This is a genomic window from Streptomyces sp. NBC_00258 (assembly GCF_036182465.1).
Taxonomy (GTDB): Bacteria; Actinomycetota; Actinomycetes; order Streptomycetales; family Streptomycetaceae; genus Streptomyces.
In genome coordinates this window covers 1,880,101-1,898,409 of the sequence record NZ_CP108081.1, presented here as the reverse complement: position 1 = coordinate 1,898,409, position 18,309 = coordinate 1,880,101, and the positions used below count along the sequence as shown (strand labels likewise).

Below are 18,309 nucleotides of genomic sequence, written 5' to 3'. Positions count from 1 at the left end.
AACGGCACGGCGCAGACCGGTCCTGGTGACCGGTCTGCGCCGACTCCTCGGTGGTACGTCGGTGGTACCTCGGGGATACGTCAGACGCGGTCGGCCGCGATCAGCAGGTACTGGAAGCTGCCGTTCTTGTACGCGGTCAGGAACGTGTCCTCGATACCCGTGACCAAGTGGTCGGCCTGCTTGCGGAGTTCCCAGTAGGGGAGGGTGTCGGCGGTCAGGTCCTGTACGTGGACGGGCACCAGCCGGTTCCGCGCCATCGCGCGGAAGTACTCCGACCGTGGGTGGATGTCGCAGATGTAGTGGGCGTTGATGAGGGACACCTCACGGGAGGCACGTCCGTAGGCGTCGTTGTAGCAGCCGGTGATGGTCACGTAGCGTCCGCCGCGGCGCAGCAGCCTGGCGTGCTCGGCGAACAGCAGGTCCAGTTCCACGTACATGGTGGACTCGTTGTTCCAGGACGCCGCGTACGCGCCCGACCGGAAGCCGGTGTCCAGCATGTTCCGATGGTGATAGGCGACCTTGTCGTCGATGCCCCGCTTGCGGGCCTGTGCGTTGGCGAACTCGGCCTGCTTGGCGGAGATGGTGACTCCGTCGGCGTGGCAGTCGTACCGCAGGTTCGCCACGACGCTGCCGCCGCCGCGTCCGCAGCCGGCGTCGAAGACGTGGTCGGTGGGGGAGAGGGGGCCGAGGTGGGTGGAGAGGAGCACGGCCTGTTCCTGCTCCAGACGGTGCAGTTCGGCGGTGAGCCGCTCCCGGCGCAGGTCCGGTTCGGTCTCGTCGAGCACGGACCGGTCGGCGGCGCCGATGCCGTAGTGATGGTGGTAGAGGTCGTCGAGCCTGCCGAGTTCGAGGTTGACCGGGTTCTCCTCGGCGTTCCAGTAGTCCGCGACGCGGCTCTGGTACGTGGACTGGGTCGGCACCGGAGCTGTCGTGGTGCGTGCGTGGGGGGCGGTGGTCAACGGTGACTCCTCGTGATGGTGCGTGTGACGATGTGTCAGTTCCGCGCGCTTCACCAGTAGTTGGGCAAGTGGTAGCGGTGGGTGTTGGTGGCGTGCCACTCGTGGTTGCCGGCCACCCAGTCGGACAGTCCCTGTGCGTAGCGCTCGACCAGGGGTGAGGTGGCGGACAGGAGCGCGGACTCCTCCTCGAACGCAGCCATGATCCTGTTGTGGATCTCGACCGCCTTGAGATAGGCGGCCTTCAGCCCGCGCCGTTCGTTCGCGGCGATGACCTGGGGCAGATTCAGGTGGGTCGGATCGCCGGCCAGCTCCTTGGTGAAGGAGTACAGGTCGTTGACGATCGTGGTGGCGTTGCACGCGAGAGCGGTGATCCGCTGGATCTCGGGCCGCGCGTACACGGCCTCGGGCAGTTCGTAGCCGTCCACGGCGTCGACGATCGACAGACAGGGCCGGAAGTTGTTGAACTGCCGCATCACCAGGTACTCCCACACCTTCGGCACGTACCGGGTCTCCGACCAGGCGGCCTCGGCGAGGTAGCCCAGGTGCAGCCGGGCGATGTCGTGCACGAACCTGTCGGTCTGACTGGGGGTGGCGAAGACGGCGTAGTCCCGCAGCGCGAAGTTGTACGAGCGCAGCGGCCCGTCGGCCCGTACGCCGCGACGCCACTCCTCCTCCAGCTCGGGAGTGCCGTGGTAGGGATCGAGTGCCGCCTGGGCCATGATCAGCCGGCCGCCCAGCCCGCGTGGTGAGCCGCCCTTGCCCTCGTCCTCTTCGCAGTAGAGGTTGTCGACGAGGTTCTCGGCGAGCAGCAACTTGCCTGCCGAGGTGAGGCGTTCGAGGTCGGCCGCGCCGGGATGCTGCAGGACGACCGCCCGGCCGAACTGGAACCCCGAGAAGTCCCCCGTCCACGCCGCCGGGAACAGGTCCAGCCCATGCGCCCACTCCTCCAGCCTTCGGTCGACCTCGGCGGACTTGGCCGGGTCGGCGGGGGCGACGGGCCGGTACCGCAGCCCGGGGATCGCCCCGCCCCGCCGGGGCGGGCGGGCGAGGCTCGGCGGACCGGGCAGCCGCGACGGCGAACCGGAAGCCGACGGTGCGCTCATTCCGCGGTCCGCCCCACCTGGACGTTCTCCAGGATCCCCGCGGCGTCGGGTACGAGGATGGCCATCGAGTAGTAGGCGGTGACGAGATAGCTCATGATCGCGGTGGTGTCGATGCCCATGAACCGCACGTTCAGACCGGGCTCGAACTCCTCGGGAATGCCGGTCTGGTGCAGACCGACGACTCCCTGGTCCTTCTCTCCGGTGCGCAGCGCGATGATGCTGCTGGTGTGCTGCGGACTGATCGGGATCTTGCCGCAGGGAAAGAACGGAACACCCCGCCAGGAGGGCACCTCGTGGCCCTCGACGTTCACCGTGCCGGGCACCAGGCCGCGCCGGTTGCACTGCCGGAAGAAGGCGGAGATCGCCTTCGGATGGGCCAGGAACAGCCGGGTCTTGCGGCGCATCGACAGCAGCTCGTCGAGATCGTCGGGCGTGGGCGCCCCGGAGTACGTACTGACGCGCTGGCCGTAGTCCACGTTGTGCAGCAGGCCGAACTCGCGGTTGTTGACCAGCTCCCACTCCTGGCGCTCGCGGATCTCCTCGACGGTCAGGCGCAGTTGCTGCTCGGTCTGGTCCATCGGATGGTTGTAGAGGTCGGCGACCCTGGTGTGGACACGCAGCACGGTCTGGGTGAGGGACAGCTCGTACTCGCGAGGGACGAGGTCGTAGTCGACGAAACCGCCGGCGAGGACCGGCTCGCCCACATGGCCCGCCTGTACGGGGACATCGGCCTCGCCCTTGCGGTTCATGGGTTTGCTCTGCTGCTCCGCGAACGCGGCCAACTGGGCGGCGAGGGACGGGGTGCGGTCCACGAACTGCCTCAGGGTGTCCCAGTTGAGGGCGAGGACCACGCCCGCGGTCTCGGCCCGCACCGAGCTGAGCCACAGAGGGTCGGCCTGGCCGATCGCCTCGTCCCCCATTCCGTCGCCGTCCGTGATGACGCCGGTGACCTCCTCCTCGCCGTACTTTCCGGTGGTGTAACGGGTGAACCGGCCGTGGACGACGAGGTAGGCCTCCGTGACGGGCTGCCCCGCGTCGAAGATGACCTGGCCGGCACGCACCTCCCGCACCCGGAATCGGGACGAGATCTCCTTGAGGGCCTCGGCGTCGGAGTAGCCACGGAGGGCGGGCAGTTCGGTCAGCGTCTGGGGGATGACCTTGATGTCGTCCGCGCCGTTCTGCTCGAACTGCACCCGGCCCCGGCCGACGCGGAGCTGGAGTCGCCGGTTCACCCGGTAGGTGCCGCCCTTGATGTCCACCCACGGCAGCATCTTGAGCAGCCATCGCGAGGTGATGGCCTGCATCTGTGGTTCGGACTTGGTGGTGGTGGCGAGCTGACGCGCCGCCTGGGTGCTGAGGCTGGTGAAGCGTTCTTCGTCGGTGGGCCCGGCGGCGCTTTCGGGCGAGCTTTCCGGGGCAGACACATTTCCTCCCAAGGCATGAGCGGACGTGAGGGGACGCGCACGAACATGGCTGAACAGGGCGGTGTCGGGGGCATCGGGACTCGGGAAGGGCGCGGGCGGCTCAGACCTGACCCGCGGTCAGGGAGGCCGAGTGGTGGGAAACGCCCGGACGGCACCCTCGTAGAGGTCCGGGCAACTTGGCAGCACGCGCTGCATGTCAAAGCCAAACAGCCCCGGCCGCCACTCGGGAACCGCGCGCAAGGGGCGTGTTCACGCCCCGACGACGCCACTCCACGGCTCGAAGCAGCCACTCGGCGAGCACGCACTTCCACGCCGGTCGAGTGCCCCCTCCCACCGGCGCGAAGGGCGCACGAACGCCTCGAAGCCCCTTCCGACGCCCCGCGTCACCGGGGGCCGTGTCCTCGTCACCGTGGGCCTGGTCCTGCTCAGGTCACTCGGGGATCGACGTGGATCTTTGGGCCAGGACCGGCGTGGGCCGGGCGGGTGCCGGCCAGGACGTCACCGACCTGATCCAGGCCGATGGTCGCGGCGACGAGAGGACTGGGGTCGACGGATCCGTCGGCGTAGGCGCGGATGGTGGCGTCGAGGCCGGGGGAGGCGGACAGGATGCCGACCGCCGTGACGTCCTTGAGGGCCAGGGTGCGGGTGTCGATCCGGCTCGGCTCACCGGCCAGTCCCACGTACACGACGCGGCCGGCCGGCTCGACCAACTCCAGGGCCAGGCCCGGCAGATGGACGGCGTTGGAGGCGTCGATCACCGCGTCGAAGGGCAGGTCCGGGACGGAGTCCTCCGTCCATACGTCCGCGAAGCCCAGGGTGTCGGCGAAGGCGAGTGACTCTTCGGTGCGGCCCATCAGATGCACCTCCGCACCGGCGGCCCGGGCGAACATCGCGACCAGCAGCCCAATGGTCCCCGGGCCCAGCACCAGCGCCCGGTCGCCGGGCCGCAGTGCGGCGGCCTCCGCGGCGCGCAAGGCGTTGCCGCCCGGCTCCACCAGGGCGCCGAGCACGGGGCCCACGGAGTCGGGCAGAGCGTGCAACGAGGAGGCCGGTACCGCGAGTTGCTCCGCCAGAGCGCCCGGCCGCTGCCCGCGTATGCCGACCTCCTGCCGTTGCTCGCACACGTGCTGGTGACCCCGGAGGCAACGGCGGCAGAGGCCGCAGCCGAGCATGGTGTCGCCCATGACCCGCCTGCCGATCCAGGCGGGATCGACGCCGTCGCCGACCGCGGCCACGCGACCGGCCCATTCGTGGCCGATCCGCGTCGGGTAGGTGGAGTGACCCTGGTGGAGGTAGGCCATCGCGCCGGTGAAGAACTCGACGTCGGTGCCGCACACGCCGACCCGCTCGACATCGACGACGACCTCGCCGGGCACGGCCACCGGCGCCGGCGCGTCTTGGACCGCGTACTTCCCGGGGCCGGTCAGCACGAAGGCACGCATGAGGTGCATGAGGTCAGCCTCCAGTGCTGGGCGGGCGAGGGGAAGGGGGGAGGAGCGAGGGGCGATGACCGGGGCGGCTCGGACAGCGGGGCCCCGTCGGGCGGTGGTCACCGGTGCGGCTCTCCCAGAGGCCCGAGTGCGGCACGGATCTCGTCGAGGGCGCCGACCAGGGTCTTTAAGGGCGTCCGGTACGCCAGTGCGCTGACGCTCAGAGCGCCGGAGGGGGCCGTCGGCGAGGTCGCGTAGACAGGCAGGGAGAGGCAGTTGACTCCGGTCTCGTTCTCCTGGTCGTCGAGGCCGTAGCCGCGCTCGCGTGTGATCCGCAGGTCGCTGTGCAGGGCGGCGGCCGTGCACAGGGTCCGCGGTGTGCGGCGTACCAGGGGCGTCGAGCCGAACCACGCCTCGACGTCGTCGAGCGTGGCCAACTGGTGGGCGAGCAGCAGCTTTCCGACGGCGGTGGTGTGCGCGGGGTTGCGGCCGCCCACCGTCGAGGTCAGCCGGACCGCTCCGGCGGGCGGGTCGACCTTCGCGCGGTAGACGACCTCGCGGCCGTCGAGGACCGCGTAGTGCGAGGTCTCGCCGAACCGGTGGGCGAGCGCTTCGAGTGCGGGACGGATACGTACGTGCTCGGGGCGGGCCTCGTGGTGGGCGAAGGCCATCCGGAGGAACTCGTCGCCGAGCACATAGCGGCCGCGGGCGTCCTGGTCGGCCAGACCGGCCCGGCGCAGGGCACCGAGTGCCCGGTGCACGGTCGGCTTGGGGCTGCCGATCACCCGGGTCAGCTCCTCAAGTCCCACCCCGTCGGGGTACCGGGCGAGTTCCTTGAGGACGGCGAGCACCCGGTCCGATCCCACAAGTCGGCTGCTGTCTGCGCCTGTTGAGCCGTCCGCGCCGAGGTCTGTCGATCCTTCGAACGTCTGCGTATGCTTCATGGCGTTCCAAAGATTAGACCCCTGTGTCGATTATTGGAAGGAGCTCAATGGTGACGCTCCGCAGCGCCCAGTGGTACGCGGGCCAGGACCGCAACGCGTACATCCACCGGGCGTGGATGCGCCGTGGTGTGCCGGCGGACGCCTTCGCCGGCCGCCCGCAGATCGCCATCGCCAACACCGCCTCGGACCTGACTCCCTGCAACGCGCACCTGAACGAGGTGGCGGCCTCGGTCCGCAACGGGATCTACGAGGCGGGCGGCATTCCGCTCGACCTGCCCGTGGTGTCGCTCGGCGAGACACAGGTGCGACCCACGGCGATGCTCTGGCGCAACATGGCGGCGATGGCCACGGAGGAGATGCTGCGGGCCAACCCCATCGACGGCGTCGTCCTGTTGGGAGGCTGCGATAAGACGATCCCGTCGCTGCTGATGGCCGCAGCCTCGGTGGACCTGCCCGCCGTCGTCGTGCCCGGTGGCCCGATGCTGACCGGCACCTTCCGCGGTACGCCGCTGGGGTGCGGCACGGACGTGTGGCGGCTGTCGGAGGAGGTACGGGCCGGCACGCTCTCCCAGGAGCAGTTCACCCGCTCCGAGTCGGCGATGATCCGCAGCCGCGGGCACTGCAACACCATGGGCACCGCCTCCACCATGGCGTTGGTGGCGGAGGCCCTCGGTACGGTCGTGCCCGGTGTCGCCGGCACCCCCGCCCCCGACAGCCGACTGCTGGAGGCCGCGCACGGCACCGGCCGGCTGGTGGTGGACATGGTCGCCGTCGACCGGCGGCCGGGGACCTTCCTGACTAAGGCGTCGTTCCACAACGCGATCGTCGCGCTGGCCGCGATCGGCGGTTCGACCAACGCGGTCGTCCATCTCCTGGCGATCGCGGGGCGGTTGGGAATCGACCTGTCCCTCGACGACTTCGACCGCATCGGCTCCCGGGTGCCGGTCCTGGTCGACCTCCAGCCGGCCGGGCGCTTCCTCATGGAGGACTTCCACCGCGCCGGAGGCCTGTCCGCCGTCCTGCGCGAGGTACGCGACCTGCTCGACCCGGACGCGCTCACGGTCACCGGCGAACCGCTGGTCGGCCATCTCGACGACGCGCCGATCTGGGACGGCGAGGTCATCCGCACCCGCGCCGAGCCACTGGTCGCCGAGGGCGGCATCGCCGTGCTCCGCGGCAACCTCGCCCCGGACGGCGCGCTCATCAAACCCGCCGCGGCCTCCGCCCACCTGCTGCGCCATCGCGGCCGGGCGGTCGTCTTCGACTCGATCGAGGACTTCCACGCCCGCATCGACGACCCCGATCTCGACGTCGACGCCGACTCGGTCCTCGTGCTGCGCGGCTGCGGCCCCAAGGGCTACCCGGGCATGCCCGAGGTCGCCAACATGCCGCTCCCGAAGAAGCTCCTCGAACAGGGTGTCCGCGACATGGTCCGCGTCTGCGACGGCCGCATGAGCGGCACAGCGTACGGCACCGTCGTCCTGCACGTGGCCCCGGAGGCCGCGGCCGGCGGCCCCCTCGCCCTCGCGCGTACGGGGGACCACATCAGCCTCGACGTCCCGGCCCGCCGCATCGACCTCGACGTATCGGCCGACGAACTGGCCCGCAGGACCCCCACCAAGGCCACCGTCACGGGTTTCGCGAGCCCCCGGCGCGGCTGGGAACGCCTCTACGTCGACCACGTCCTGCAGGCCGACACCGGCGCCGACCTGGACTTCCTCGTCGGTTCCAGCGGCTCGGAGGTGAGCCGTGAATCGCACTGACTCCCGTCCGCCTCCGGCGGCAGAGCGCCCCACTGACAGCCGAGAACCTCCGAACCCTCACGAAGGCCGTTGATCTGCCAGCGACTCGAAGTAGGCCTGCTGGGCGGGGTAGTAGTCGTCGAAGCTCGGCGCCGGAGTGCCTTCGCGCGAGGCGACGAGCATGTCGAGGTAGTACTCCCAGCCCGGTCCGATCTCGCCGATTCCCTTCGTGGTCGTGAGGTGATGGACGAACTGGAGCTCCGTCGTCCCGGCCGACTCGGACAGCCGCAGTTCCATGCGCCAGTCGCCCGCTTCGTCGGACGTGGAGACGGCGAGGCGCCGCGGCGGTTCGCACGCGTCGATGCGCACCTCGGTCCACGCCTCGCCTTCTTCGAACGCCATCCGGACCCGGACGGTACGACCCGGCGCCGCGTCCCCTTCCCAGGGACCGAACCACCGTGCCGTGCGCTCCGGTTCGGTGACGCTCGCCCAGACGTCATCGATGGGTGCCCGGAAGATACGGGTAAGGATCAGGTCGTTGCCGTCGGCGGTGGACATGAGCCGGCCGCTGGGCAGTGGTTTCATGCGGTGTCCTCCGTACGTTCTCCGTGTGCTGCCGTGTGACGCGTGGACCTCTCACGCCGGGTGCGACGAACCTCTGTCTCAAGGGCATCCAGCCGCTGGTCCCAGCCGCCCGGCGCGCGAATCACAGCGACCCACTCGGCGACCTCCGCCAGGGGCGCCGCATCGAGCCTGTACATCCGCCGCCTCCCCACCAACTCGTCCCGAACCAGCCCGCACTCCCGCAACACCCGCAGATGACGACTGACCGCCGGCCGACTGATGGTGAAGCAACGCGCAATCTCCCCCACCGTGAGCGTGGCCCCACGCAGCATGAGAAGGATCTCCCTGCGCACGGGATCCGCTATCGCGTGGGCCACGTCGTCCATCCCAGAAGCGTAACCCATTGGTTACGGGTTCATGCGGACCGCTCCGGAGGAACGCCGGGATGTCACAGCCACTTGGCATCATGAACACGGTGAATACGACCGAGGCTTCAGACGAGCGTGACCAGCTTCTTCGTGTGCGGCTGACGAGCCTGCTGGAGGGTGTTCGGCCCTGGGACGAGCAGGAGCGTGCGCATCTTGCCGAGGCAGTGGAGTGGATCGCCGGCGGAGCTCCGCTCTATCGGGTACGGAAACCCGATGTGCCGGAGGTTCATCTGGTCAGCTACTTCGTGGTCCTGGACGAGAAGCGCGGCGAACTTCTGCTGGTCGCCCACCGGAAGGCCGGTCTGTGGCTTCCCAGTGGCGGTCACGTCGAGCCGAGGGAGGACCCGTGGGACACAGTGGTGCGTGAGTGCGGCGAGGAGCTGTGCATCGAGGCCGTCCCGTCGGGGGTCTCCGGCAGCGAGCCGTTCTTCCTGACCATCACGCAAACGCGCGGGCAGGGCCGGCACACCGACGTGTCGCTCTGGTATGTCCTGCAGGCGGACGTCGGCAGCATCGTCACCTTCGACGAGGATGAGTTCTCGGCGATCAAGTGGCTGTCGCTGTCACAGGTCCTCGCCGAACCCGTGGACACCCTCGACCCGCACATGCACAGGTTCACCCGCAAGCTCATGGCCGCGCAGCCAGGGTGAGGGCCCTCTCCGTCCGGTCACAGCTCACGTTCAAAGCGCGTCAGCCACCAGCGCGTTGGTGTCCGACCCGCTCGCGACGCCTTCCTGCGTCGGTGTCCGGCGACGAGCAACGCCGAGCCGGCGAGGGCCGCGATTCCGGTGCCGACGGCCCAGCCGCCAACGCCGCCGTTGTCCTCGGGCAGAGCGCAGGAGATCGTGCCGTTCTCGGCCACCTGGACGGGTGCCGTGTCGTTGCTGCGTTCGGTGTCCCTGACCCGGGTGCCGCCCGGCGCTGATTCGTCGGTCCAGGCCGAGACGGACACACAGCCGGAACGGGTGTCGTCGCTGGTGGTGCGCAAGGTGAACTCGTAGAAGACCTTCTGGCCGACCTCGCTGTACTGGCTGCAGGTGTAGCTGCGGCCGCGATTCTTCGTCCGGCAGACCTGGTCGGCCATCTCCTCCTCGGCCTCGGGGTCGTAAGGCGCCCGGATCACCTCGGTGCCGGGCGGTGCGATGAACACGGTCCGGATCTCGCCCGTCTCGGCGGGGCCGTTGTTGCGGTAGCCGATGCGGATACGGTGGGTCGTGCCGGCATTGCCGCGCAGCGCCGCGCCGATCGCCTCGATGTCGGCGGTGTTCCGCACCGGCACTCTCACCTCCGTCGGCTCAGGGGTGGTGGTGAACTTCGTCCCTCTGCCGCCGGTCGGGTCCGGGGTGAGGGAAACGGGTGTCCCCTGCCCCGGTGTGAGGCCGGAGGCGGGGGCGTCCACGCAGCACGGTGGGCCCGGGTGCCGTCCGGAGGAATGGAAGGACCACGCCCCGTAGGACAGTCGCTCCGCCAGCGCGGCACGGCTCGGCCTGACCCGCGGCACCGGATTCACCCGCATCGTCTCGCCGGGAGCTATGACGGCGTCGGGAAGGAGGCACTGGATGGTGTCGGCGTCCTTGGCGTAGCGGCAGTTGCTGTGCCGGGTGACCGCTGACAGATCTGCGTTGCCTTCGATGAGCAGGACGACGCCGCGGGCAGGAACATCGCCGGTGTTGCGGATGACGATGGGCACGCCGAAGGTCTCACCGACAGCGGTCGTCCTGAGCGCGGGACTCTCGTTCACCCGCAGTTCGGGCCGCCCGGCGATGACCTTCAGGCTGCCTCGGACGGCGGGCAGGCCCTCCGGCTTGAGGGTGTAGCTCAGGAGGCCGGAGTCCCCGGCACGGGCCCCGGCTGCGGGGCGGAGCTTCAGCTCCTGCATGTTCCAGCCCTCGGAGTCGGGGTGCAACTGCTTGGAACAGGTGAAGGACGGCATTCTCGGCCTGCAGCCATCGGCCCCCGACACGACGACCGCGACGCCGTCGATCCCCGCCGCGTCCACGGTCAGTTCGGCATTCCGCGGTGGCCCGTCGTACGCGAACTCAAGGCCGAGCACATCGGAGGTGTACGGCTCCTGCGAATGCAGCGGTACGTAGAAATACTCCTGTGTGACGTCGCGCGGACCCCTCTCCGCCGCCGTCGCCCGGCCCATGCCCGTGAGAGCGGTCATCAGGGTCAGGGCAACGGCCACCACACACCGCACGACGACCTCGCGCCGACGGTCCCGTATCCCGAACATTGCCGCAGTATCCCGCACCGCCTCCCATGTGACCTGCCGTCCGTGGAGCCGAAACAGGGTGGCTGGCCCTTGCAGTCGGGGCCTACGATCACGACCAAGGCGGGGTCGTAGCACAGAGGTAGTGCGCCGCGACATCATCTCGGAGGACGTCGGTTCGAATCCGGCCGCCCCGCCCCTTCAGAGCACGCGGTTCGAGGCCCGCGGTCAAGAACAGGCCACGGGTCGAGAACAAGCTCCAGGCGGAGACGCCTGTTCAGTCGATGATCGCGGTGGCCTCCACCTCGACCAGGAGGTCGGGCGCGGCCAGGGCGGCGACGCCAACCCCTGTGAGCGGTGGGGCCGGTGTGACCCCCAGCTTCGCGGCTGCCCGTGCGGCCCCCTCCATGAACAGGGGCATCTTGTCCGGGGTCCAGTCGACGAGGTAGACGGTCAGCTTCACCACGTCGTCGAAGGAGGCGCCGACCTCGGCCAGGGCGGTGCCGACGTTGAGGTAGCACTGCTCGACCTGTGCGGCGAGGTCACCTTCGCCGACCGTGACCCCATCGGCGTCCCAGGCGACCTGCCCCGCGAGGAAGACCAGCCTCGACCCGGTGGCGACCGACACCTGACGGTAGAGGTCGACCTTCGCCAGTCCTTCGGGGTTCACCAGAGTGATGGCCATGCTGACTCCTTGTCATAGAGCCCGGGGCTCGTTTCCGTCGAACCACGGTGCTCGTGCTCTCTTGTGGTTACTGGGAAACCGTAGGAGAGTGTGCGCTGACATGGAAGAACGCACTTTTCAGTGACTGGGGAACCTCATGGTGACCAAGCAGTTCAGCGACTCGCCCGACGAAGCGGACCTGACGCGCGCGGACTCCTTGGCGCGGGAGATCTTCTCGGACGTCGCCAACAAGTGGGCGCTCCTGATCATCGAGTCCCTCGGTGAGCGCACCCTGCGCTTCAGTGAACTGCGGGACGAGGTCGAGGGCATCAGCCACAAGATGCTCACGCAGAATCTGCGCATGCTGGAGCGCAACGGTCTGGTCGACCGGAAGGTGCACCCCACCGTGCCGCCGCGGGTCGAGTACACCCTCACCGAGCCGGGCCAGGGGCTACGGGCGACGGTGGACGGAATGTGCGACTGGACCCACCGCTACTTCGGCCACATCGAGGCCTCCCGCCGCAGCTTCGACGGCTGACAAGGGGGACTTGCGGGCGTTCTGTAATGGTTGTCATGCCTCGCGGTGTTACATCAGCCTGTCGGTATGCGCCGTACGAGTCCCAGTACCCAGGCCCCTGAATTCCCTGCCGGCGTCGCCACTCCGGACGGGGCGCCGGCGTGATCGCACTGACCATCAAGGCGCTCGTTCCGGTCGTCCTGCTCATCGCGCTGGGCTACGCGCTCAAGCGGACGATGATCACAGCCGAGACTTTCTGGTCGGACGCCGAGCGGCTGAGCTACCGCGTCCTGCTGCCCGCACTGTTCCTGTACAGCCTGGCGACCGCCGACACCGACGATCTGCCGGTACGTGCCCTGGCGGGCGTTCTGATCGCCTCCACGGTGGCCGTGGCCGTGCTGGTCATCGCGTGCAAGCCCATGCTGCGACTGAAGGACGACGCCTTCACCTCGGTCTTCCAGGGCAGCATCCGGTTCAACAACTACATCGGCGTGACGATCGCGGGCGGCCTGTTCGGCACCAAAGGCATTGCCTTCGCCGCGGTCTGCAACGCGGCGATCGTGCCCACGGTCAACGTGCTGTGCGTGCTGGTCTTCGCACGGTTCGGCAGTGCGCGGCTCAGCTTCTCGGGCGTTGTCAGGCAGCTGGTGACCAACCCGCTCATCCTCGCCTGCGCGGGAGGCATCCTCCTCCAGGCCCTCGACCTGCACCTGCCGCCGGGCATCGCACTGGCCATCCAGGCGCTGGGTGCCGCCTCTATGCCGCTGGGTCTGCTCTGCATCGGTGCCGCGCTGCGCTTCGGTGCCGCACGGTCGTGGACAGCACCCATCCTCGCGTCCTCGTCCGCCAAGTTCGCACTCATGCCGGCCGCCACGTTCCTGGCGGCTCAACTGGTCGGCCTGGGCTCCCACGCGCTGATCATCGCCGTACTCTTCCAGGCCCTGCCCACGGCATCGTCGTCGTACATCATGGCCAGGCAACTGGGCGGCGACGCACCGCTGATGGCCGGGATCACCGCGACGCAGACACTCCTGGGAATCGCCGCCGTTCCGCTCGTCGTGGCACTGGTCCCGGCATAGGGCCAACCCCGGTTGGAGGGGGAGAGGCAGCTGCCGAACTGCGCACCACTTCCTGTCGGGAAGGCAATCCGTGCCCGCTGGGCGCGCTAGCCCTGTTTCATGCGATGGCGCCGGACAGCGTCAGTGTTGGCACAGCGCGCGCGACAGTAGGCGCGGCGGCCGTTGCGGCTGGTGTCCACGAAGACGGTCCCGCAGGAGTCGAGCGCGCATACGCCCAGCCGTTCCCCCTCGGCCTCCATGGTGAAGATGGCCAGACCTCCCGCAGTCACGGCCTTCACGCGGCTCTGGAGGTCCTGGCCCTCCGGAGCGAAGTGCAGATGCGGTCGCAAGGCGTCGTGCGTGGTCAGGTACACACTTCCTGCTCCGTCCGCGAGCAGCGCGTTGATGGTCTGGCACAGCCCGGTCTGCGAAGACGCCTCGAAGGCGGGCCTCATCCGCCGCGACCACTCCCGGATCTCTTCACCGGCGGCAGCAGTCACCCGCGGACGCCGGATCTGATGCTCCCGCAGCGTCCGCTCCAGCACCTCGGGCATCCACGAGCCGCTCGATTCGAGATTCACCAGGGCCACGGCCAGATGGACGCCGACCATGTTGTCATGCTCAAACTGCACTCAACCATTACAGCACATGCCCTGCGCCGGAGTCGTAACGGTGGGTGCTCGAATTCGTCAACTGCCTTGCCTGTCCGGCAATTTGGCGGTCCGACATTGGCGCCGTCAGCCGGTGTCGCCTATTCTCGAAAATACCTACGGGGGTATCGCGTGAAGATCGTGAGGAGTCCTTCATGCCATTCACGTCCTCCACCCGCCGTTCCGCCCGGAGGCGCCACCGGGTACTGATCGTCGGAGGCGGAACCGCCGGGATCACGGTCGCTGCCCGCTTGCGCCGAGCCGGGGTCACCGACGTCGCGGTGGTCGAACCGGAGAGCACCCACTGGTACCAGCCGCTGTGGACCCTCGTCGGCGGCGGTCAGGCCCCGCTGGACATCACCCGCCGCCCCGAAGCCTCCGTGATGCCGACGCGGGTGTGCTGGATCCGCGAGGCCGCCGCATCCGTCGACCCCGAGGCACGTACGGTCACCACCACTGGGCGCCGCACCATCGGGTACGACCACCTGGTGATGGCACCCGGTCTCCAGCTGGACTGGGACGCGGTCCCCGGCCTGGACACAGCTGTCGGACACGGGGCCGTCTCCAGCAACTACTCCTTCGAGCATGCCCCGTACACCTGGGAACTGATTCGTGGCCTGCGCTCGGGCACCGCGGTCTTCACCCAGCCGACCGGCCCCGTCAAGTGCGGCGGCGCCCCGCAGAAGATCGCCTACCTGGCCGCCGACCACTGGCGCAGGCAAGGAGTTCTGGACCGTATCCGAGTGGTCCTCGTCCTGCCCGCGGACTCCATGTTCGGTGTACCGGTCTGGCGCCGGGCCCTGGAGCGGGTCGCCGGCCGCTATGGCATCGAGGTGCGGCTGAGCTCGGAGATGACGGCTGTTGATGGCGCCGCCCGCCGGCTGACCGTGACCGACCACTCCACGGGCGACGAGGAGACCCTCGGCTTCGATCTGCTCCACGCCGTCCCACCGCAAAGTGCCCCCGACTGGGTCAAGAGCAGCCCGCTCGCCGACCCCGCGAGTCCGTACGGCTATGTGGAGGTCGACAAGTACACCCTCCAACACCCTCGCCACCGCAATGTCTTCGCCCTGGGTGACGTCGCGAACCTGCCCACCTCCAAGACCGGCGCCGCCGTCCGCAGGCAGGCCCCCGTCGTGGTCGCAAACCTGCTGGCCGAGGCCCAACCCAAGAGCGAGCGGCCTGAACTGCGGCGCTACGACGGTTACACCTCCTGCCCGTTGGTCACGGCACGCGACAGGATGCTGCTCGCCGAGTTCGACTACGACCAGCGCCCAACTCCCAGCATCCCCTTGGTGGACACCACCAAGGAACGCCGGGACATGTGGCTGCTCAAGCGCTACGGCCTGCCTGCCCTGTACTGGCACGGCATGCTCAAAGGCCTTGCCTAGAGGTTCGGGTGTTCCGCACCCTGTCCGGCCACTCCGAGAACTCACTGCTCGAACCTGTGGGATGCGTGAACTGATGTACGCACCAGGCCAGTTGGGACGTACGTTGTGCGTTGAACCATCCATGCCTCGGCCGAGAGACGGGCTGCACTCATGACCGACCACGTGACAACACCCGGACCCGCGGCGCATCAGGAGATCGACACTTCGGTGCCGCACTCGGCGCGGATCTGGAACTACTGGCTGGGTGGCAAGGACAACTACCCCGTGGACAAGGAGGCCGGCGACGCCTACACCGCCGTCTTCCCCGGCATCGTGACCATCGCCCGCAGCAGCCGCGCCTTCCTGCGCCGCAACATCACGTACCTGGTCGCCGAGGCGGGCATCCGGCAGTTCCTGGACGTCGGAACCGGTCTGCCGACCGCTGACAACACCCATGAGGTCGCCCAGCGCCTCGCGCCGGAGTCCAGGATCGTCTACGTCGACAACGACCCGCTGGTCATCGCCCACGCCCGCGATCTGCTCCACTCCACCCCGGAGGGGGCGACCGCCTTCGTCGACGCCGACGTGCTGGACCCGGACCGGATCCTGGCGGCCGCCGCCGGGACGCTGGACTTCACCCGCCCCACCGCCCTCGTCCTCAGCAACATCCTGGGCCACGTCGCCGACCACGACCAGGCGCGCTCCATCGTCACCCGCCTCATGGACGCGCTGCCTTCCGGCAGCCACCTCTCCATCAACGACGGTTCACGCGGCATCGACCCGGTCTTCGAGCAGGCCCAGGACGCCTACAACGAAAGCGGCGCCGTCCCGTACAACCTGCGTACCGTCGACGAGATCACGGCGTACTTCGACGGCCTGGACCTCATGGAGCCCGGGGTCGTCTCGGTCCCCCTCTGGCGTCCGGACCCCGCCTCCGCCACCCCCGAACCCGTCGGCGAGCACGGAGGCCTCGCCCGCAAGCCGTGACCGTCGGCCGTACGGGAGTGCCTCAGGGGCCGAAGTGCTCCATGCGCGCCTGGGCGGGCGGACTGGGGGACGAGGAGGTCGTGCCGACGGACCAGTACTCGCCGGTGCCGGGGATCCGGGCGAGTGCGTTGAGCAGGACCGGTGTCGTCGCGAGCGGTCCGCGTTCGCTCGCCCAGGCCGTGCCGTCCCAGCGCAGATAGTGCGCCCGTGTCTGGTCCCAGAAGTCCCATCCTGCGATACGGTCCGGCCGCCCCTGCTCGTCGCCGGTGATGCCGCTGAGCAGGCCGACGGTGAACGGTGGGGTGACGTGGCTCCAAGCGGTGCCGTCCCAGTGCCGCAGGACGCAGCTCGGGGGCTTTCCGGGCGGTCCGCCGACTCCGTAGTCCCAGCCGGTGAGCCAGACGTCGTTGTCCGCGCAGGGGAGAAGCCCGGTGACACCGAAGCGGATCCCTGTGGGCGGCGGCAGTTCGGTCCACGCTCCGTCCCAGCGAGCGACGACACCGGTTCCGTACACCCATATCTCGCCACCCGGTGTGCGATGGACGCCTGACGGCGCCTCGGTCACCGTGCCCGGCAGCGGCGCGCACCAGCGCCACTCCCGCTTGTTCCAGTGCAGCAGCCCCTGCCCGTCACTGTTGCGGCCGGAGACCCAGGCCCGCCCGTCGGGGGCGACCGTCAGGCCGGTGAGTTCGGTCCCGGTGTCCTCCCGCCCCGGGTACGCCACCTCCCGCCAGGTGACGCCGTCCCAGGCGAGAAGGTGTCCGCGGCCGGAGGTGTCGGTGCCGACGGCCCACGCCGCGTCGGGGGAGCTGCCGGCGACGGAGTGCAGTTGTCCGGCGAACCCCAGATGGTCCAGGCCGGTCCGCGTCCACGCCGTACCGTCCCAGGCCATCGCCAGGGGCCTGCCCCGCGTGGATCCGTTCCGGCCCTCCTCGCCCACGGCCCACGCGAGCCCGGGCCCCGCGGCCGCCACGTCCAGGAGCTGCGCGGCCTCCTGCCCGTTCGGCACGGGTACGGGCTGCCAGCCCGGGGGAAACGCGCCGGTGGCGCTGCGGGCGGCCGCGAACGGTCCGGCCGCCGTGGTCAGCCCGAACCCTGCCGTGGTGCCGATCAATCCACTGACGAAGTGCCGTCTTCGCACGGGAACTTCCCTTCTTGTGCCGAGTAGGGAGGATCCACCGTTGGGCAGTACGCCGAAGAGGTCAATGCACGGAAGTGAGCATCTCGCGGGCCGTCGAGAATCGGCCGAAACACCCCGGCCGACGCCCTGGAGCGGGTGTGCCAGGAAGTCGTACGGTTCTCACCGCACCCGGGGCAGGCCCGTCACGGACATCATGAGCGAGTAGAGCGAGGTCGTGGCCGTGATGAAGAGCCGGTTGTTCTTCGGGCCGCCGAAGGCGATGTTGGAGACCGGCTCGGGCACGAGCAGTCGTCCGATGAGAGTGCCGTCGGGGTCGTAGCAGTGCACGCCCTCGTCGAACGCGGCGGCCCACAGCCGCCCTTCGTCGTCGAAGCGGATGTTGTCGAAGCCGCCCTCGGTGTGCTGGGCGAAAACCTTGCCGTCCGAGAGGGTGCGATCCTCGTGCACGTCGAAGACGCGGATCTGTCCGGCCCTCGTGTCGGCGACGTACAACTGCCTTTCGTCCGGTGAGAAGACCAGTCCGTTCGGTCCGCCGAAACCGTCCGCGACCCGTTGGATCCCGCCGGTCACGGGGTCGATGCGATAGACGTCGCAGGTGCCGAGCTCGCTCTCGGCGCGGAACCCCTCGTAGTCACTGGTGATCCCGAAGTCCGGGTCCGTGAACCAGACGGAGCCGTCGGAGCGTACGACCGCGTCGTTCGGGCTGTTGAACCGCTTGCCCTCGAAGCGGTCGGCGAGCACGGTGACGCGACCGTCGTGCTCGGTGCGGGTGACCCGGCGGTTGCCCTGCTCGCAGCTCACCAGCCGGCCCTCGCGGTCGATCGTGTTGCCGTTGACGTGCCCGGCCGGGGACCTGAAGACCCCGATCGCGCCTGTGGCCTCGTCCCAGCGCAGCAGGCGGTCGTTGGGAATGTCGCTCCAGATCAGCTGCCGCCAGGCGGGCAGATAGAGCGGCCCTTCGGCCCAGCGGCAGTCGGAGTGCAACCGCTCCAGCCGCGCGTCGCCGTTCGCGCACCGCCCGGTGCGAAAGCGCTCATCCAGGACCTCGTACAGATTGTTGAGTATCTCGCCGGACATGGCCAACCTCTCTCCGTGCGGATCTGAACACCATTCGCT

Annotated in this window: 18 protein-coding genes; 6 read left to right on the top strand and 12 right to left on the bottom strand. The window is 69.2% G+C overall.

The window, feature by feature from the left end:
• Positions 1 to 80: 80 nt before the first annotated feature.
• The 5 genes from OG718_RS08845 to OG718_RS08825 all read right to left on the bottom strand — a co-directional run bounded on the left by OG718_RS08845 (position 81) and on the right by OG718_RS08825 (position 5,860).
• Entirely contained in the window at positions 81 to 959 is an 879-nt protein-coding gene (locus OG718_RS08845; RefSeq protein ID WP_328843825.1) for a geranyl diphosphate 2-C-methyltransferase, read from the bottom strand.
• A 50-nt stretch (positions 960 to 1,009) separates the two neighbouring features.
• The gene (locus tag OG718_RS08840) at positions 1,010 to 2,062 is read right to left on the bottom strand and encodes a family 2 encapsulin nanocompartment cargo protein terpene cyclase (RefSeq protein ID WP_328843824.1); all 1,053 of its coding nucleotides are present in this window, start codon (positions 2,060 to 2,062) and stop codon (positions 1,010 to 1,012) included.
• Positions 2,059 to 3,486 (bottom strand): family 2B encapsulin nanocompartment shell protein, encoded by a 1,428-nt coding sequence (locus OG718_RS08835; protein WP_328843823.1) that lies wholly within the window; start codon positions 3,484 to 3,486, stop codon positions 2,059 to 2,061. The genes OG718_RS08840 and OG718_RS08835 overlap by 4 nt, the downstream gene beginning before the upstream one ends.
• A gap of 425 nt (positions 3,487 to 3,911) precedes the next feature.
• Positions 3,912 to 4,937 (bottom strand): zinc-dependent alcohol dehydrogenase, encoded by a 1,026-nt coding sequence (locus tag OG718_RS08830; protein WP_328843822.1) that lies wholly within the window; start codon positions 4,935 to 4,937, stop codon positions 3,912 to 3,914.
• 98 nt (positions 4,938 to 5,035) lie between these two features.
• Positions 5,036 to 5,860 (bottom strand): IclR family transcriptional regulator, encoded by an 825-nt coding sequence (locus tag OG718_RS08825; protein ID WP_143641577.1) that lies wholly within the window; start codon positions 5,858 to 5,860, stop codon positions 5,036 to 5,038.
• 47 nt (positions 5,861 to 5,907) lie between these two features.
• On the opposite strand from OG718_RS08825, the gene OG718_RS08820 reads away from it, so the two are divergent.
• Positions 5,908 to 7,623 (top strand): dihydroxy-acid dehydratase, encoded by a 1,716-nt coding sequence (locus OG718_RS08820; protein ID WP_223064958.1) that lies wholly within the window; start codon positions 5,908 to 5,910, stop codon positions 7,621 to 7,623.
• Between the two features lie 57 nt (positions 7,624 to 7,680).
• Here OG718_RS08820 and OG718_RS08815 read toward each other — a convergent pair whose 3' ends face one another.
• Together OG718_RS08815 and OG718_RS08810 are read right to left on the bottom strand one after the other, a co-directional pair.
• Positions 7,681 to 8,187 carry an SRPBCC family protein gene (locus OG718_RS08815; protein WP_328843821.1) on the bottom strand — a complete coding sequence of 169 codons (507 nt, stop codon included), beginning with the start codon at positions 8,185 to 8,187 and terminating at the stop codon, positions 7,681 to 7,683.
• Entirely contained in the window at positions 8,184 to 8,552 is a 369-nt protein-coding gene (locus tag OG718_RS08810) for a metalloregulator ArsR/SmtB family transcription factor (protein ID WP_143641579.1), read from the bottom strand. The genes OG718_RS08815 and OG718_RS08810 overlap by 4 nt, the downstream gene beginning before the upstream one ends.
• A gap of 59 nt (positions 8,553 to 8,611) precedes the next feature.
• On the opposite strand from OG718_RS08810, the gene OG718_RS08805 reads away from it, so the two are divergent.
• Complete coding sequence (locus OG718_RS08805; RefSeq protein ID WP_328843820.1) at positions 8,612 to 9,244, top strand: NUDIX hydrolase; 633 nt, start codon at positions 8,612 to 8,614, stop codon at positions 9,242 to 9,244.
• A gap of 17 nt (positions 9,245 to 9,261) precedes the next feature.
• On the opposite strand, the gene OG718_RS08800 is transcribed toward OG718_RS08805, so the two are convergent.
• A complete protein-coding gene (locus tag OG718_RS08800; RefSeq protein ID WP_143641583.1) occupies positions 9,262 to 10,830 on the bottom strand; it encodes a hypothetical protein in 1,569 nt (522 codons plus the stop codon).
• 253 nt (positions 10,831 to 11,083) lie between these two features.
• Positions 11,084 to 11,491 carry a RidA family protein gene (locus OG718_RS08795; RefSeq protein ID WP_143641584.1) on the bottom strand — a complete coding sequence of 136 codons (408 nt, stop codon included), beginning with the start codon at positions 11,489 to 11,491 and terminating at the stop codon, positions 11,084 to 11,086.
• 136 nt (positions 11,492 to 11,627) lie between these two features.
• On the opposite strand from OG718_RS08795, the gene OG718_RS08790 reads away from it, so the two are divergent.
• Together OG718_RS08790 and OG718_RS08785 are read left to right on the top strand one after the other, a co-directional pair.
• Positions 11,628 to 12,008 (top strand): winged helix-turn-helix transcriptional regulator, encoded by a 381-nt coding sequence (locus OG718_RS08790; protein ID WP_055616014.1) that lies wholly within the window; start codon positions 11,628 to 11,630, stop codon positions 12,006 to 12,008.
• Between the two features lie 140 nt (positions 12,009 to 12,148).
• Positions 12,149 to 13,066, top strand: coding sequence for an AEC family transporter (locus OG718_RS08785; protein ID WP_328843819.1), 918 nt, complete (start codon positions 12,149 to 12,151; stop codon positions 13,064 to 13,066).
• Between the two features lie 86 nt (positions 13,067 to 13,152).
• Here the strand turns inward: OG718_RS08785 and OG718_RS08780 are convergent, their stop codons facing one another.
• On the bottom strand, positions 13,153 to 13,677 hold the full coding sequence (locus OG718_RS08780) for a CGNR zinc finger domain-containing protein (protein WP_143641585.1): 525 nt from the start codon (positions 13,675 to 13,677) through the stop codon (positions 13,153 to 13,155).
• Between the two features lie 173 nt (positions 13,678 to 13,850).
• On the opposite strand from OG718_RS08780, the gene OG718_RS08775 reads away from it, so the two are divergent.
• Both OG718_RS08775 and OG718_RS08770 read left to right on the top strand, forming a co-directional pair.
• Positions 13,851 to 15,086, top strand: coding sequence for an NAD(P)/FAD-dependent oxidoreductase (locus OG718_RS08775; RefSeq protein WP_328843818.1), 1,236 nt, complete (start codon positions 13,851 to 13,853; stop codon positions 15,084 to 15,086).
• 150 nt (positions 15,087 to 15,236) lie between these two features.
• A complete protein-coding gene (locus OG718_RS08770) occupies positions 15,237 to 16,052 on the top strand; it encodes an SAM-dependent methyltransferase (RefSeq protein WP_143641587.1) in 816 nt (271 codons plus the stop codon).
• A 22-nt stretch (positions 16,053 to 16,074) separates the two neighbouring features.
• On the opposite strand, the gene OG718_RS08765 is transcribed toward OG718_RS08770, so the two are convergent.
• Together OG718_RS08765 and OG718_RS08760 are read right to left on the bottom strand one after the other, a co-directional pair.
• Entirely contained in the window at positions 16,075 to 17,193 is a 1,119-nt protein-coding gene (locus OG718_RS08765; protein WP_328843817.1) for a hypothetical protein, read from the bottom strand.
• Positions 17,194 to 17,352: 159 nt separating this feature from the next.
• Positions 17,353 to 18,270: an SMP-30/gluconolactonase/LRE family protein gene (locus OG718_RS08760; protein ID WP_328843816.1), complete on the bottom strand. Its 918-nt coding sequence runs from the start codon at positions 18,268 to 18,270 to the stop codon at positions 17,353 to 17,355.
• Positions 18,271 to 18,309 lie beyond the last annotated feature (39 nt).